General features: G+C 46.0%; 14 protein-coding genes. 1 reads left to right on the plus strand and 13 read right to left on the minus strand.

What is annotated here, in order from left to right; genetic code table 11:
- Nucleotides 1-3 precede the first annotated feature (3 nt).
- The 11 genes from rsmI to PH235_RS12785 form a co-directional block, all read right to left on the minus strand.
- Entirely contained in the window at nt 4-876 is an 873-nt protein-coding gene (gene rsmI, locus PH235_RS12735) for a 16S rRNA (cytidine(1402)-2'-O)-methyltransferase (RefSeq protein ID WP_272162703.1), read from the minus strand.
- 48 nt (nt 877-924) lie between these two features.
- Nucleotides 925-1,215, minus strand: coding sequence for a GIY-YIG nuclease family protein (locus PH235_RS12740; RefSeq protein ID WP_272162704.1), 291 nt, complete (start codon nt 1,213-1,215; stop codon nt 925-927).
- Nucleotides 1,202-1,954 carry a tRNA1(Val) (adenine(37)-N6)-methyltransferase gene (locus tag PH235_RS12745; RefSeq protein WP_272162705.1) on the minus strand — a complete coding sequence of 251 codons (753 nt, stop codon included), beginning with the start codon at nt 1,952-1,954 and terminating at the stop codon, nt 1,202-1,204. Before PH235_RS12745 ends, PH235_RS12740 begins: the two co-directional genes overlap by 14 nt.
- Nucleotides 1,955-2,122: 168 nt before the next feature.
- Nucleotides 2,123-2,473, minus strand: a complete 351-nt coding sequence (locus tag PH235_RS12750) for a DNA replication initiation control protein YabA (RefSeq protein ID WP_068562380.1) — start codon at nt 2,471-2,473, stop codon at nt 2,123-2,125.
- Between the two features lie 59 nt (nt 2,474-2,532).
- On the minus strand, nt 2,533-3,324 hold the full coding sequence (locus tag PH235_RS12755) for a PSP1 domain-containing protein (RefSeq protein WP_086630093.1): 792 nt from the start codon (nt 3,322-3,324) through the stop codon (nt 2,533-2,535).
- Between the two features lie 25 nt (nt 3,325-3,349).
- A complete protein-coding gene (holB, locus tag PH235_RS12760; protein ID WP_272162706.1) occupies nt 3,350-4,330 on the minus strand; it encodes a DNA polymerase III subunit delta' in 981 nt (326 codons plus the stop codon).
- 23 nt (nt 4,331-4,353) lie between these two features.
- A complete protein-coding gene (locus tag PH235_RS12765; protein ID WP_086630095.1) occupies nt 4,354-4,683 on the minus strand; it encodes a cyclic-di-AMP receptor in 330 nt (109 codons plus the stop codon).
- A gap of 64 nt (nt 4,684-4,747) precedes the next feature.
- Nucleotides 4,748-5,389 (minus strand): dTMP kinase, encoded by a 642-nt coding sequence (tmk, locus tag PH235_RS12770; RefSeq protein ID WP_272162707.1) that lies wholly within the window; start codon nt 5,387-5,389, stop codon nt 4,748-4,750.
- A gap of 255 nt (nt 5,390-5,644) precedes the next feature.
- Nucleotides 5,645-6,817 (minus strand): MFS transporter, encoded by a 1,173-nt coding sequence (locus PH235_RS12775; protein WP_272162708.1) that lies wholly within the window; start codon nt 6,815-6,817, stop codon nt 5,645-5,647.
- 94 nt (nt 6,818-6,911) lie between these two features.
- On the minus strand, nt 6,912-8,243 hold the full coding sequence (locus PH235_RS12780; RefSeq protein WP_272162709.1) for a 6-phospho-alpha-glucosidase: 1,332 nt from the start codon (nt 8,241-8,243) through the stop codon (nt 6,912-6,914).
- 6 nt (nt 8,244-8,249) lie between these two features.
- Nucleotides 8,250-9,824, minus strand: a complete 1,575-nt coding sequence (locus tag PH235_RS12785) for an alpha-glucoside-specific PTS transporter subunit IIBC (protein WP_272162710.1) — start codon at nt 9,822-9,824, stop codon at nt 8,250-8,252.
- Nucleotides 9,825-10,045: 221 nt separating this feature from the next.
- Here PH235_RS12785 and PH235_RS12790 point away from each other — a divergent pair, with 221 nt between their 5' ends.
- Complete coding sequence (locus tag PH235_RS12790) at nt 10,046-10,807, plus strand: MurR/RpiR family transcriptional regulator (RefSeq protein ID WP_272162711.1); 762 nt, start codon at nt 10,046-10,048, stop codon at nt 10,805-10,807.
- Between the two features lie 117 nt (nt 10,808-10,924).
- Here PH235_RS12790 and PH235_RS12795 read toward each other — a convergent pair whose 3' ends face one another.
- Both PH235_RS12795 and PH235_RS12800 read right to left on the minus strand, forming a co-directional pair.
- Nucleotides 10,925-12,742 carry an ABC transporter ATP-binding protein gene (locus PH235_RS12795; protein ID WP_272162712.1) on the minus strand — a complete coding sequence of 606 codons (1,818 nt, stop codon included), beginning with the start codon at nt 12,740-12,742 and terminating at the stop codon, nt 10,925-10,927.
- Nucleotides 12,739-13,179 (minus strand): MarR family winged helix-turn-helix transcriptional regulator, encoded by a 441-nt coding sequence (locus tag PH235_RS12800; RefSeq protein ID WP_272162713.1) that lies wholly within the window; start codon nt 13,177-13,179, stop codon nt 12,739-12,741. Before PH235_RS12800 ends, PH235_RS12795 begins: the two co-directional genes overlap by 4 nt.
- Nucleotides 13,180-13,261: the final 82 nt, after the last annotated feature.

Genomic DNA, 13,261 nt, shown 5'->3' on the forward strand with positions numbered 1-13,261 from the left:
TGTTTAAAAGCCGTGGAAAGCTTGATACACTTCCTGTTTCTTCAGATTCCTGATTTTTGCGGTCTCTTTGATCGCATCTTTGGAGGATAGCCCCTGTTCCGTCATCAGCTTCTCAACCAATTCGGCGACGCTGAGATCATCAAATGTCTGTTCAACCGGCATTTCCGGGTTGTCATTGCCGGCTATCATCAGGCAGATTTCCCCTCGGATTTCCGTTTCTTCGGCCCAAGCAGCCAATTCTTCCGCCGAACCCCGGATGAACTCCTCAAAGCGTTTCGTCAATTCGCGGCAGATGACGACTTGGCGCCCTTCACCCATCACGGTTGCGATATTTTTGAGCAGCTCCTTCAGCCGATAAGGCGATTCATAGAAAATCATCGTTTCTTCCCTGTTCTTCAACGACTCCAACTGGGCCACTTGGTCTTTCTTCTTGCGCTCAAGGAAGCCGAAAAAGTAAAACGGCTGCGGTGCCAATCCGGAAGCGATCAATGCGGTCACACCGGCATTGGCTCCAGGCAACGGCACAACCGGCACGTTTGCGTTGATGCAGGCGCGCACCAAATCATGGCCCGGATCGCTGATCGAAGGCATCCCCGCATCGCTCACTTGGGCGATGGATTGCCCGCCGAGTAGTCTTTCCACCAATTGCGGAATGCGCTCCTGGGTATTGTGTTCGTGAAAGCTGATCTGGGGAGTGTCCACTTCGAAATGCGTCAACAGTTTCCGCGTATTGCGCGTGTCCTCAGCCGCGATCAGATCCACTTCGCGCAGTATCTTTATGGCACGGAAGGTCATATCTTCCAGATTGCCGATCGGTGTCGGCACTAAATAAAGCGTTCCGCTCTCGTGCTGTTCATAACTTTTTTGCAGTTGCATCTTTGTTCTCCTCTGATTTCGATTCATTTTGGTGGCTCTGATAACCCGCTAAATCCCGCCCGGTTCAGAGCTGGATACGCTGACCCCGCGCACCTTCAAAAAATTCTCTTTCTGCTTGCGGCTCAGCTTCTTGAATGCCGCCTCCGCTTTGGTCGCTTCCGTTCTGGAACCGAAGACTTCCTTATAGATCATTTGGACAGGGCGGCGCGCCTTGGTATATTTGCTGCCTATGCCTTTATTGTGCTCCTGTTCGCGCCGAAGCGTGTCCGTCGTATAGCCGGCATAAAAAGAATCATCTCCGCAAAGCAGCACATAAAAGTAGTGCTCACTGCTCGCCATAGAGGACATCCTTTACCTTCTGGCTGTATTCCCCTTCTTCATTGTACACAACGAGCGGCGGCAGCACACGGAAACCGTCCTCTTTGCCGTCCTTGATGCCTTCGATCAGGATCATGTTCGCTTCCTTGTTCTGTTTCGGGTAGATGAACTGCAGCTTTTTGGGCGCAATCCGGTTGTTGCGCATCGTTTCCAGGATCTCCATCAAACGATCCGGGCGATGGACGAAATAAGCCTTGCCTTTCATCTTCAGCAGATGGCTCGTCTGTTTCATCAATTGGCCCAGCGTCAGATGGATTTCGTGCCGCGCGATCGCAAAAGCATCCAATTCATTCGTGAAACTCGATTCGGTCAGCTTGAAGTAGGGCGGGTTGCAGGTGATGACGTCGACGGAATCCGGTTTGATGAAGCGGGTCACCTCGTTCACATCCGCGTGCAGGAAGGAAACCTTCTCCTCCAACCTGTTCAGTTGGACTGTCCTGCGGGCCATATCCACCAACCGATCCTGCAGTTCCACCCCGACGATCGGATTCTTGGTTTTTCCTGTCAACAGAAACGAGACTGCCCCGTTCCCGGCGCAGAGATCGACTATCTTTGCCGGCTTCACGCGCGGCAATTCCGCGAAATCAGCCAACAGCACCGCATCCAGCGAAAAAGAGAACACGGCTGAACTTTGGATGATCTGGATGTTTTCCCGTTTCAGCACATCCAACCGTTCGCCTTCCTTCAATACATTTTCCATTCCTATTCCCCTTTGTATATATATCATCAAACATGCAGCAACTGAAATAAGCCTCAGCCCGCATAGCCATTACATTTATCCTCAAAACAGAGGCCAGGACTTCTGTCCCCGCCTCTGCCAGTCATACATCCATCAATTGTTGACAGTATCCGCAGTTGCGGCATACTTTCAGTTTTTCCGATCTCTTTCGCCGTAGATGACATCGATACAGAAAACACAGGGCTCATCATTAAGACGGCGGGAACCATAATAAACATTGCAGACATGAAAACCATCCTCGTACAGCTTCTGTAAATTCAGACGGGACTTCGACATTTCTGGCTCTTGCTTCTGCGCATCTTCTTTTTCCTTCGTAAGGAAATCGATCCGATCACGCAGATGCTGGTTCTCGATTTGAAGATTTGCGTTCTCTTCTATCAGGTCATCCATCTTCTCTTGAATCTCTTTAACATCTGCTCCCATCGATGAAATACGGCTTTCCACCCGATGGAATTGGTCATACAAGGCACGTTTATCCATTTTATCCACTCGCATTTTCCATACTTATTTTTCAATCTTATCGTGCAGATCCTTAAATCCTATAACTCTGAACTGGCAAACTCAACCGTTTTGTTGTGCTCGAACAGACGCACTTTGACGACTTGACTGAGCACATTCAATTCCACAACTTTCCCCTTACCCTCGGGTGTCATCACTTCTTGCCCGTAATCAGGCATCGCTTTTCTGAGGGAGACATACGTATCGTTCTCATAATTCAGGCAGCACATCAAACGGCCGCACAAACCGGATATTTTGGTAGGATTCAAGGACAAACCTTGATCCTTCGCCATCTTGATCGAAACCGGCACAAAGTCGCCCAAGAAAGTCGAGCAGCAGAGCGTTCTTCCGCAAGGTCCGATTCCTCCAAGAATCTTGGCCTCATCACGGACACCGATCTGATGCAATTCGATCCGCGTGCGGAAAACAGCCGCCAACTCGCGGACCAATTCCCGAAAATCGATTCGGCCTTCCGAACTGAAATGGAAAGTCAAACGACTGCGATCAAAAGTGTATTCCGCTTTGATCAGTTTCATCTCCAATTTCAGCTGTTTCATTTTCGTCTTGCACACGGCAAAGGCTTCTTTCGCCTCCGCGCGATTTTTTTCATCCTGCTCGAGGTCCTTTTCGGTCGCAACGCGGATGATGTTTTTATGCGAAAGGATGCCGCCTTCTTCATTGCTTTTTTTATCGACAATGACGACTTGGCCAATATCGACAGCATTCCCATTATTTATGATCAATTTTTCGTCCATTCTGTACTTTGTCTGGCCTGCTTCATAATAAGAGATGGGCCCGACAGGCATAAAACGAACACCAATTACGTTTTTCATTTTCTTTCTCCTCCAGAAGCTTTATCTATAGGCTATTCCCGAGCGCGATTTCTTCCAGTACCCCTTGGAGCTGAACATTTGCTTCCAGATGTTTCTTTCCATTGAGGATATTTTCCATATGCCGGGTGATTTCCTGAGGATGCAGTTTTTCTGCAATACGCTCGTACTCTTTTCCGTGATTTTTGTTGACGATAGCTTGCTTATTGCTGTACTTGGTATACAGTAAATCACGGTAATAGAATAATAGCAAGTCCAAAAAGAAGTGCCCATCATTTTTGTCCTTCAGCCCGTCCATCAAGTCGGTCTGCACAAACACAAATGCTTGGGGATTTTTATCGGTCATCAGTTGGAACCAAGCCCACGTCCGCTTCTTGGATTCGTGGAAGCTTTCCTCTTGGTTCAGCAACAAAGCTGCTTCTTGGTTATTGGTGATGGCCGCCAACAAAGCCGCATTTTCATGCTTTATCCCCTGTGCCTCCAAGGTTTCCCCTAAAATCTGCTTGTTGATGACCTGGAAATGGACGATTTGGCAACGTGAGCGGATGGTCGGCAGGATATTTTCCTTGGCCGTGGTCATCAGAATCAGGTACGTATCGTTCTGCGGCTCCTCCAAGAACGTAAGCAGACTGTTCGAAGCGCTGACCGTCATTTTTTCGGCGTCATAAATCAGATAGACCTTGCGGCTGCCCTCCATCCCGCTTTTGGAAAGCTCGGCCTTCAGTTCGCGTACTTGGTTGACTTTGATGGTGTTGCCATCCGGCCTGATTTCCGCCATATCGGGAAATTCGCCCGCCGCAATCCGCAGGCAATGATTGCAGTGTCCGCAAGGCTGACCATCCTGCAACTCCTCGCAAAAGAGTGTCTGGGCTATCCAACGCGCCAATTCTTCTTTGCCGGTTCCACGTGCCCCTTCAAACAAGTAGGCATGGACCAGCCGTTTTTCCTGAATTGTCCGTTGGAACCTTTCGAGCAGTTCCGGTTGTTGCCTCATCAAAAGCTGTGTCACACCATCCATCCTTTCCTTTGTCATCAGAATCTGTGAAAACTATCTACTGGTAAAACAAACACGGTCGCTCCGCCTACATGCACTTCCATCGGATAGGCGATTGCGTTGTCCAACGGCACATCCATGCTTACTGGTGTCGCTACGAACTGCTCGCGCGCTTCGCAGTTAGTTTTGATGATCTGCAATACTTCATCAACCCGTTCGTCTTCCACACCGATCATGAAGGTGGTATTGCCGGCGCGCAGAAAACCGCCTGTAGAAGGCAATTTCGTAGCACGGACGTTCGCTTCCACCAACTCATCGGACAGGATAGCACTGTCTTTATCTTGAATTATAGCCATAATTAATTTCATAACAAATCCCCACTTTCTGTATGTTGAAAAGGCTGATCAGTGATGCTTGGCAAAGGATCTTGCCCTAAAAATAGCTTGGATATCTGTTTTTGATGATGTGATAGCAAGCTTCCGCTACAGCTTCACGGCTCATCGTCCCATCGACGACCACTATCCGTTCCGGATTAGCCTTCGCCAATTGCAGATAGCCAGCTCGGACTTTTTCATGGAAATCGAGCTTTTCCTGGTCCAAACGGTTATATTCCCGTTCGTCCAGATTCGCATGGATTCTTTGAATGCCTACTTCTGCCGGGACATCGATGTACAACGTCACATCCGGTTCGAGGCCTTCTGTTGCGAATTGGTTGATTTCGCGGATACCCTCTTCACCGATGCCTCTTGCGTAGCCTTGATAAGCGATTGAACTATCGACAAAACGATCACAAAAAATGACGTCTCCACTTTCCAAAACGGGCAACACCTTTTCGATCAGATGCTGGCGGCGGCTTGCCGCATACAATAAAGCTTCTGTCCTAGAATCCATGTCCGTATGCGAAGGATCCAGTATCAACGAGCGGATCTTTTCCGCGATCGGGCTTCCACCCGGTTCTCTCGTCGCTACTACTTTGCGGTTCATCTCTTGTTGCAGACGCGGCACTACTTGCTGCAACGCGGTTGTCTTCCCTGAGCCATCCGGCCCTTCGATTGTGATGAAAATCCCTCTCACTTTGCACACTCCTACGATTCTAATACTTCCATTATACGCTAAATGAAAGTTTTTTTATACAGATGAAACCGATATAGCTTTGTCAATTTTGCAACAATTAATTGCCGTTGTCGGCTTTTTCCGAAAACAGAACCAGGAAAAACCCTATCACCACGAAACCACGTTTTGCTTACTATAACGAAACCCTTACCCCGATAAAAATGCAAAATAAAAAAGAGTAGCTGAGAACCTGCATCCGCAGATCCAACTACCCCTTTATGCGCCATGTCCCTGCTTTATTACCGATTGCTTTAAGGACGCCGTTTTCAATACAAGTACTGCACATACAGGAAAAATGGTAAACGTTACAATTGCTGCATTTATATGTATCAGATTACTGATACATCCTGACAGCAGCGGCGAAATGAAGGAAGCCACACCCATATAAAAGCTTATTGACAACAATTGACCCGTAGATAACAACTTCTCCGGTGTAACTTTATGAATCATCATCCGGCTGCCGAGACTAAATAAGGGTACCGTAAAAATTTGCAGAAAACTGGCCACCACGATTATCTCCACGGTAGCTGCGAAATAATAGATCCCAAACTGGACAAATAAAGCAAGGCAGGCCAGATAGATGAGCATTTCATTTTTTACTTTCCTACTGAAGCGATTTAACAAAAAATAGGCTGGCACTTCACAAAACGACTGAATCGCCCATTTCATTCCCACAAAACGGTAACCTGTCGGAAACGACAGTATTTTATCGATGATCAATGTGTTGTTAGCCACTATCGTCAGATAAATCAGAAAGAAAACAAATGTAAAAGCAACGTACTGATTGTTCCGGACAAGTTTTATGACATCTTCTTTGCTGATTTCCGCCGAATGGATTTCGTTCCTCGCATCGTCTTCTTTAATCCTGGATGATAGAAAAAGAAGCAACAAAGCAATTCCGCTGATGATGTACGCCAGCATCGCAAAGTGTGTTCCTGATACAAGCAGAGGCAAGAGTATGCTGCTTATTCCCCAACCTAGAGAACCCACTGCTTTAATGCCAGAGAAATGGCTTCGTGCATTTTTGTTGCTGATGACCCAGTTATCAACGACTGCTGCCGATGTATTGCATAAGCCACCTGCTAAGGCGAGCAAAATGAGGTGTAAAAAGAAAATACGTTTTGTGATAAGGAAAAATAGGGACGAAAATATTGCCAGGCCAACGATGACCGCTACATAAAACATTTTGACGCGCTTTTTTTTATCGCACAAATAGCCCACATAAACTTGAAAAAAGATTGTTGTAAAACTGTACGAGGCTAATAACCAGCCTCTTTGAATGGAATCATATCCAAGATGCGTCAAATAAGGCACAATCTGGGTCATCAATCCTGCCATTAATATATATTGGGACAGATAGATACCTCTGAAATAGTTGATTAATTTCATTTTACTCCACTTCTCAAAACAGGCCTGAGCATAATTGCTCAGGCCCTCTTATTTTATATACGCGCTGGATGAGTAGGGCCAAAAAATAATCAGCCTATTTCAATTCCGGCCAGAACTCTTTATTCGCTATGATCAAATCATCCAAAATGTCTTTTGCAACATCTATGCTTGGGACCGTTTTATTCATTGCCAACGATTGCCAAAGCTTCAAGTAAGAACCTTGTTCCCATGCATCCACTGCGAGTTTCTCTGAAGCGATCTGCTGTTCCATCAGCCCTTTTTCAAATGTTGGGATATCCCCCATTGAAATTGGTTCGTATCCGTCTTTACCGACGATGCAAGGCAGTTCGACCATAGCATCATAGGCAAAGTTTGCAATCGCTCCCCGATTTTCGGTAATCAGAATCATGCGTTCTTTTGTGTTAAAGGTTAAGGCGCAAGCTAAATCTGTAATGAACGAAGCATGTTCATTTGATTTGAAGGAAGTATCCTTGGCAGTACCATTTTCAGTTATACGTCTGCATTCACTGAATACATCCTTTTCACGGCCGTCGATAATTTCATTGGCACGTGTATACTCCTTATTCGCATGTTCAACGGTTGAATCAGCCATCAAATAGTATTTCAAATAAGTGTTTGGCAGGAATTCCGGCTCGATTTCATGCAGTTCCTTCGCGGCCCGCATGGTTTCTAACCAGCTTTCTTCCTTATGCTGCCCTTTTTGAGTATTTTCGGTATAGCCTTGCCTTTTTACGTGGTCACTTATTTTTGGCATTAGATCCATACCCTCATGGTCCACGATTTTGGTCCACCATCCGAAGTGGTTTAGGCCAAAGTAGGAAGTTTCAAAGTCTTTTCGATCCTTCAAGCCGATCACTCTAGCCATGATGTCTTCCAAACAGACTGGCATATCACAAATATTGATGATCCGTGAATTTGGTCTAAATCGTCTCGTGCCTTCAGCTACGATTGCAGCGGGATTTGAATAGTTTAACATCCAAGCAGCAGGAGAATATTTTTCCATATAATCAACAAGCTCAATTATCGGCCCAAGGGATCTTAAGCCATACGCAATTCCACCAGGACCACACGTTTCCTGCCCAACAACGCCGTGCTTGAATGGTATTTTTTCATCTTGTTCCCTTAAGGCATATTTTCCTACTCTCAGTTGCGCCATTACGATATCGACGTCCGTGAAAGCTTCTTCTGGATCTGTGGTATAGGAAAACTCAACTCCCGGAGCTCTTTCATCTATGATAATTTTACATGCTTCCGCTACTGTTTTTTGTCTTTCTTCATCATTATCGTAAAGCTTCAGTTTCCTTAGCGGTAATTTATCCAAGCTTTCCAACAACATTACTACTAGAGCGGGAGTGTACGTACTCCCTCCACCTGCGATCAAAATTGAACTTTCTTTTTTCGACATATTCCGTTACTCCTCGTTGTATAATAAATTTTCAAATGACTCTCGAACCATCGGAACTGTCAGCCCGACAATTACTTGAATTGCACCTTTTCCGTCATTCACTAAACCATGTGCACCGGTTTGCTGGAATTCTTGTACTGTCCCCACTTTTTTAGGGTCTTTGACTGTCAATCTTAAGCGAGTAGCACAATTCGTTACTTCCACCACGTTGTCTTTTCCGCCCAACAATTCTAAATAAGAGGCTGCTTGGTGCGAATGTCTGCTGCCTTTTTCGCCCTTTTTCTGCAAATAATCTTTTTTGGTATATAGTTGACCGACCTCTTCTGTCTCTTCACGCCCTGGTGTCTTCAGATCGAATTTTTTGATCATAAAGGTGAATGTTAAATACCAAATGACTGAAAAGAGCAAGCCAATTAAAATCTGAGCGACATAGGTATTTCCGTGAAATTTCCACAGGGGCAGCCAATTAAGCGTTGTGAAGTTGATGATTCCGCCACCAAAATCCCCTACAACACCTAAAGCATATGCGGAAGTTGCTAAAGTTGCTGATAATAAAGCATGGATCAAAAATAATGAAGGAGCCAAGAATAGGAACGTAAACTCAATCGGTTCGGTGATACCGGTCAATATAGCCGTTAATGCCGCCGGAACCATAAGCGCGATTACTGTCTTCCTTTTTTCAGGCTTAGCCGCTTTAATGATAGCTGCGCTTAACCCGATTGATCCGAATATTTTCGACATCCCGGATAGTGCAAATCCGCCCATTGGGTACATTTCTTTTAGGCTTTGAGCGGATGTTTGAAACTCTCCAATATGTGATGCCCAGTATGCAGCCATTCCCCCTTGAACTACTGCGTTATCATAGGCAAACGGGGAATAGATAAAATGATGCATTCCCGTTGGTATCAATATTTTTTCAAGGAATGAGTATACCCAAACTCCGAGGTTGCCTGAATTAATGAAAAATCCTTGTAAGGATCTCACGCCTTCCTGTATGACTGGCCAAACAAAAGCCATCAGGACGGCTACCGGAATCATGGCAAAAAAGGCAAGCATCGTTACAAAAACAGAACCGCTGAATATGGATAGGACTTCTGGCAAAGGCTGTTCAAAATATTTATTATGTAAATACACAGTGATTCCGGATACTAACAAGGCTCCTACCATACCTGTATCCAGACTTTTGATACCGGCAATCATAGCCAGACCACTTGATCCGCCCACATCCTGCATAATGTCCGCCATGAATGTGGTTGGCCAATACGTCAGTAACGCGTTGATAAAATAGTTAAATGTCAAATAGGCAACCAAAGCTTCCATTGCGGCTCTTCCGGAATGCTTTTTCGCGAGTCCGATAGGCAAGCCTACTACAAATAAAAGCGGTAATTGGAAAAAGACTGTCCATCCGCCCGCCGCGATAAGATTCCAGAATTTCCACCAAAATGTTCCCTCGTGGGCGATTTGACCCATGATTTGTTCATTTTGGAACAAAATCGCCAAACCAACAATGACACCCGAAAAAGAGAAAAGCATAACTGGAGCTAGCATAGCTCCCCCAAATCGCTGAACTTTCTTCATCATAAAATGAAGTTCACCACCATCTTTTTATTTTTAAATAAAGCGCTTTATTTACAAGTAGTTTAACAGTTCACCCCAGATATAGTAAGGGGTTCCAATGAAATAGGAGGACTTCACAGTATATAAATTTTTATCACAAAACAGTGTGACTATTCACAACGTCCAGCTTGTAAAACGCTTACTCAATCGTTATACTTGGTTCTGTAATAGAAGGAGGGGCTCCATTGCTAGAAGAAAAAATCAATGAAGTTTTTGACGAATTGTCCGAAACAGATCACTCGATTTGGGCTTATGTTTTGAAGAATAAAAACGCAGTACGTACCATGACCATTAATGATGTAGCCAATGCCTGCAGCGTTTCGAGAACCACCATCATGAGATTCAGTCAAAAATTGGGATTTTCTGGTTTTTCCGAATTCAAGTATGCACTCAAACAGGAAACAGATTCCGTCTCTTCAATTTTTTCTCAGTCTGAAGATATCATTTTAGAAAATCATACATTTACAATCAACAATTTAAAGCAGAAAGATTTTTCTGCTATATGTGAACTCATCTCAACAGCGGGCCGTATCTTTATTTATGGTTCAGGAGACATCCAAAAACTTGTTTGCAATTATATCAAAATGCTTTTTTTGCATAGCGGTGTCCTCGTTTATAATTTTGATGCCATCTATATCAATGAAGAATTCTACAATTTGATAACCGAAGATGATGTCGTCATCTTAATCACTTTGAGTGGGGACTCAGAATCAATCGAAAAAATAGCTAAAAAACTGAAAAACAGAAATGTAAAAACAATTGCGATCACAAAGTTAAAAAACTCATCCATGACAAAATTGAGTACAGAGAATATTTACATTTACAATTCGAAAGTGCCCTTGACCGCTGATCCTAATAATCTTTTCGAATCAACCTCCATTCTCTTTTTTGTGGCTGAATTTTTATTGATAAAATATAATCAATGGCAACAAAATGCACTCATCTGATGGTATACTTCCAGTCGACCAATTAATGCTCTCATACTAAAATGGACCATGTGGACAGACACTTTTTTAGAGTCTGTCCACATGGTCCATTATTTATAGAACTTTTTTTATCTTGCATCATACTCTCATCTGCGTTTCGTACAGCGTTGTGTAGATGCCGCCCTTTTTGACGAGTGTCTCGTGATCCCCTCGTTCAACGATTTTGCCTTTTTCCAGCACCAAGATTTCATCAGCCGACAGGATCGTCGAAAGACGATGCGCAATGATCAGGCTCGTGCTTTTGGCAAGAATCGGTTCTATCGCTTCCTGGATGGCATGCTCGGAGATGGAATCCAATGAGGACGTGGCTTCATCGAAGATGATCAACCCCGGTTTCCGGAGGATGATCCGCGCAATCGAAAGCCGCTGCTTTTCACCGCCGGAAAGCTTCATGCCGCGGTTGCCCACTACGGTGTCATAGCCTTTCGGCAAACCGCTGATGAACGCGTGGATATTGGCCTCGCTGCAAGCTTTCTCGATTTCGGCCTGCGTGGCATCGGTCTTGGCATAAAGCAGATTCTCTCTGATTGTGCCGTTGAACAAGTACGTGTCCTGCGTCACCACCCCGATGTGCTGGCGCAGATAGGCCAAATCGAGTTTGCGGATGTCGACGCCGTCCAACAGGATCTTTCCGCCTGTCACATCGTAGAGACGCGGAATCAGGTTGATGATGGTGGACTTGCCCGCTCCCGAAGGCCCGACGATGGCGACGGATGATCCCGGCTTCAGTTCGAAGCTGACGTTATTCAAGATCGGCTGTTCCGGATCATAGTGGAAGGAAACCTCTTCAAAAGCCAACTCGCCTGTAAACGACTCAGGCTTGAGCGCCTGCGGATCATTGTCGATTTCCACTGGCAGATCGAAATACTCGAAGATGCGGTCGAAAAGCGCCATCGAACGGATCATATCTACCTGGATGTTCAGCAAGGAATTGACCGGCCCGTACATCCTGCCCAAGAGCGCCACCATGACGGTGATGTCCCCGATCGTCAGATCCGTGTTGCCGTATTCAATGATAAGGATCCCGCCGACCAGATAGATCAGCATCGGGCCGATATTCGTGAAGACGTTGATCACGACCCGGAACCATTTGCCCGCCATGCTTTCCTTGATGTTCAAGCGGATCATCTGTTTGTTGGCTTCCTGATAGCGGTCGAACTCGTAGTTTTCCGTGACGAAAAGCTTCGAAAGCAATTGGCCGCTGACGCTGAGGGTTTCGTTCAAAATCTGGTTGATGTCGTCATTGTGCTTCCGCGAAGCCAGGGTGATTTCCCAACGCCTTTTGCCCACGCGCTTCGTCGGCAATATGAACAAAGGCACCACCACGATGCCGATTGTCGCCAGCAAAGGGCTTTTCGTGTACATCGTGACGAGCGCAACCGTCAACGTCGCAAAATTCTGCAGAATGCTCGTCCACGTGCCGGTCAGCACACTCTGCACGCCGCCGATATCGCTGGTCATGCGGGTGATGATGTCGCCCTGCTTGCTGGTCGTGAAGAACCGGTGCGACATCCGCTGCAGGTGGCTGTACATCTTATTGCGCATATCATAGGTGATGTTTTCCGCCATCCAGACATTGACATAGCTCTCCACGACGCTGATCAGATTGGCGATGATCAACACCCCGAACGAGAGGCCGATCAGACGGATCAGCACAGGTAGGTCCTGCTGCAACAGGCCTTCGTCGATGATGCGGCCCGTCAGTATTGTCGGAAACACGCCGAATACCGATGAGGTGATGATCGCCAACACGGAAACGATGAGTTGCTTCCAATAAGGAACGAGATAATTGAACATCCGTTTCAATAATTGTGATGTGATTTTAGGGCTGTTCTGTTTTTCTTCGTCCGTCAGGAAACCCCCGCGGCCGCCCTTGAACCCGTTGCTGCCCATCATTGCTCACCCGCTTTGTTTCTGAAGTCCTCCAAGGATTTTGTCAGTTTTTCGCAGAGCACAACAAACTGTTCCTGCTCAGCCAGCGTCAAACTTTTATTGATGTGCTCCCTTTCCGTTTGGCGTACTGCCTTCATTTTCTTCAATAAAACAGACCCCTTTTCCTGGATAAAAATCCTGTTTCTGCGCTGATCGGCCGGATCAGGCTGGCGCGTCAAGATCCCGTCAGCCTCGAGCCGGTTCAGCATCTCCGTCAAGGAAGCCGGCCGGATCCCCATTCGGTCCGCCAATTCCCGCGAACTCATCCCGTCGTTTTCCTGCAATATCCGCAAAAGCCTTCCTGCTCCGCGCGATTCGTGCTTAGCGGGATTCTCCTTGCGTCGCAGCGTGCGCATCAGCTTCATCGCACTGCCGATGACATCTTTATTTTGTTCTTCCATAATAATTTCCTCCTCCAGATAGTTAGGTACCTATCGATACATTTCTATTATAGTAGGTACCTAACTAAAATGCAAAAGAAAA

Source organism: Trichococcus sp. K1Tr (assembly GCF_028309625.1).
In the GTDB taxonomy this organism is placed as follows: Bacteria; Bacillota; Bacilli; order Lactobacillales; family Aerococcaceae; genus Trichococcus.

Coding starts and splice junctions, on each gene's coding strand:
- rsmI (WP_272162703.1), bottom strand. CDS start 876: ATGCAACTGCAAAAAAGTTATGAACAGCACGAGAGCGGAACGCTTTAT.
- PH235_RS12740 (WP_272162704.1), bottom strand. CDS start 1,215: ATGGCGAGCAGTGAGCACTACTTTTATGTGCTGCTTTGCGGAGATGAT.
- PH235_RS12745 (WP_272162705.1), bottom strand. CDS start 1,954: ATGGAAAATGTATTGAAGGAAGGCGAACGGTTGGATGTGCTGAAACGG.
- PH235_RS12750 (WP_068562380.1), bottom strand. CDS start 2,473: ATGGATAAACGTGCCTTGTATGACCAATTCCATCGGGTGGAAAGCCGT.
- PH235_RS12755 (WP_086630093.1), bottom strand. CDS start 3,324: ATGAAAAACGTAATTGGTGTTCGTTTTATGCCTGTCGGGCCCATCTCT.
- PH235_RS12765 (WP_086630095.1), bottom strand. CDS start 4,683: ATGAAATTAATTATGGCTATAATTCAAGATAAAGACAGTGCTATCCTG.
- PH235_RS12775 (WP_272162708.1), bottom strand. CDS start 6,817: ATGAAATTAATCAACTATTTCAGAGGTATCTATCTGTCCCAATATATA.
- PH235_RS12780 (WP_272162709.1), bottom strand. CDS start 8,243: ATGTCGAAAAAAGAAAGTTCAATTTTGATCGCAGGTGGAGGGAGTACG.
- PH235_RS12785 (WP_272162710.1), bottom strand. CDS start 9,824: ATGATGAAGAAAGTTCAGCGATTTGGGGGAGCTATGCTAGCTCCAGTT.
- PH235_RS12795 (WP_272162712.1), bottom strand. CDS start 12,742: ATGATGGGCAGCAACGGGTTCAAGGGCGGCCGCGGGGGTTTCCTGACG.
- PH235_RS12800 (WP_272162713.1), bottom strand. CDS start 13,179: ATGGAAGAACAAAATAAAGATGTCATCGGCAGTGCGATGAAGCTGATG.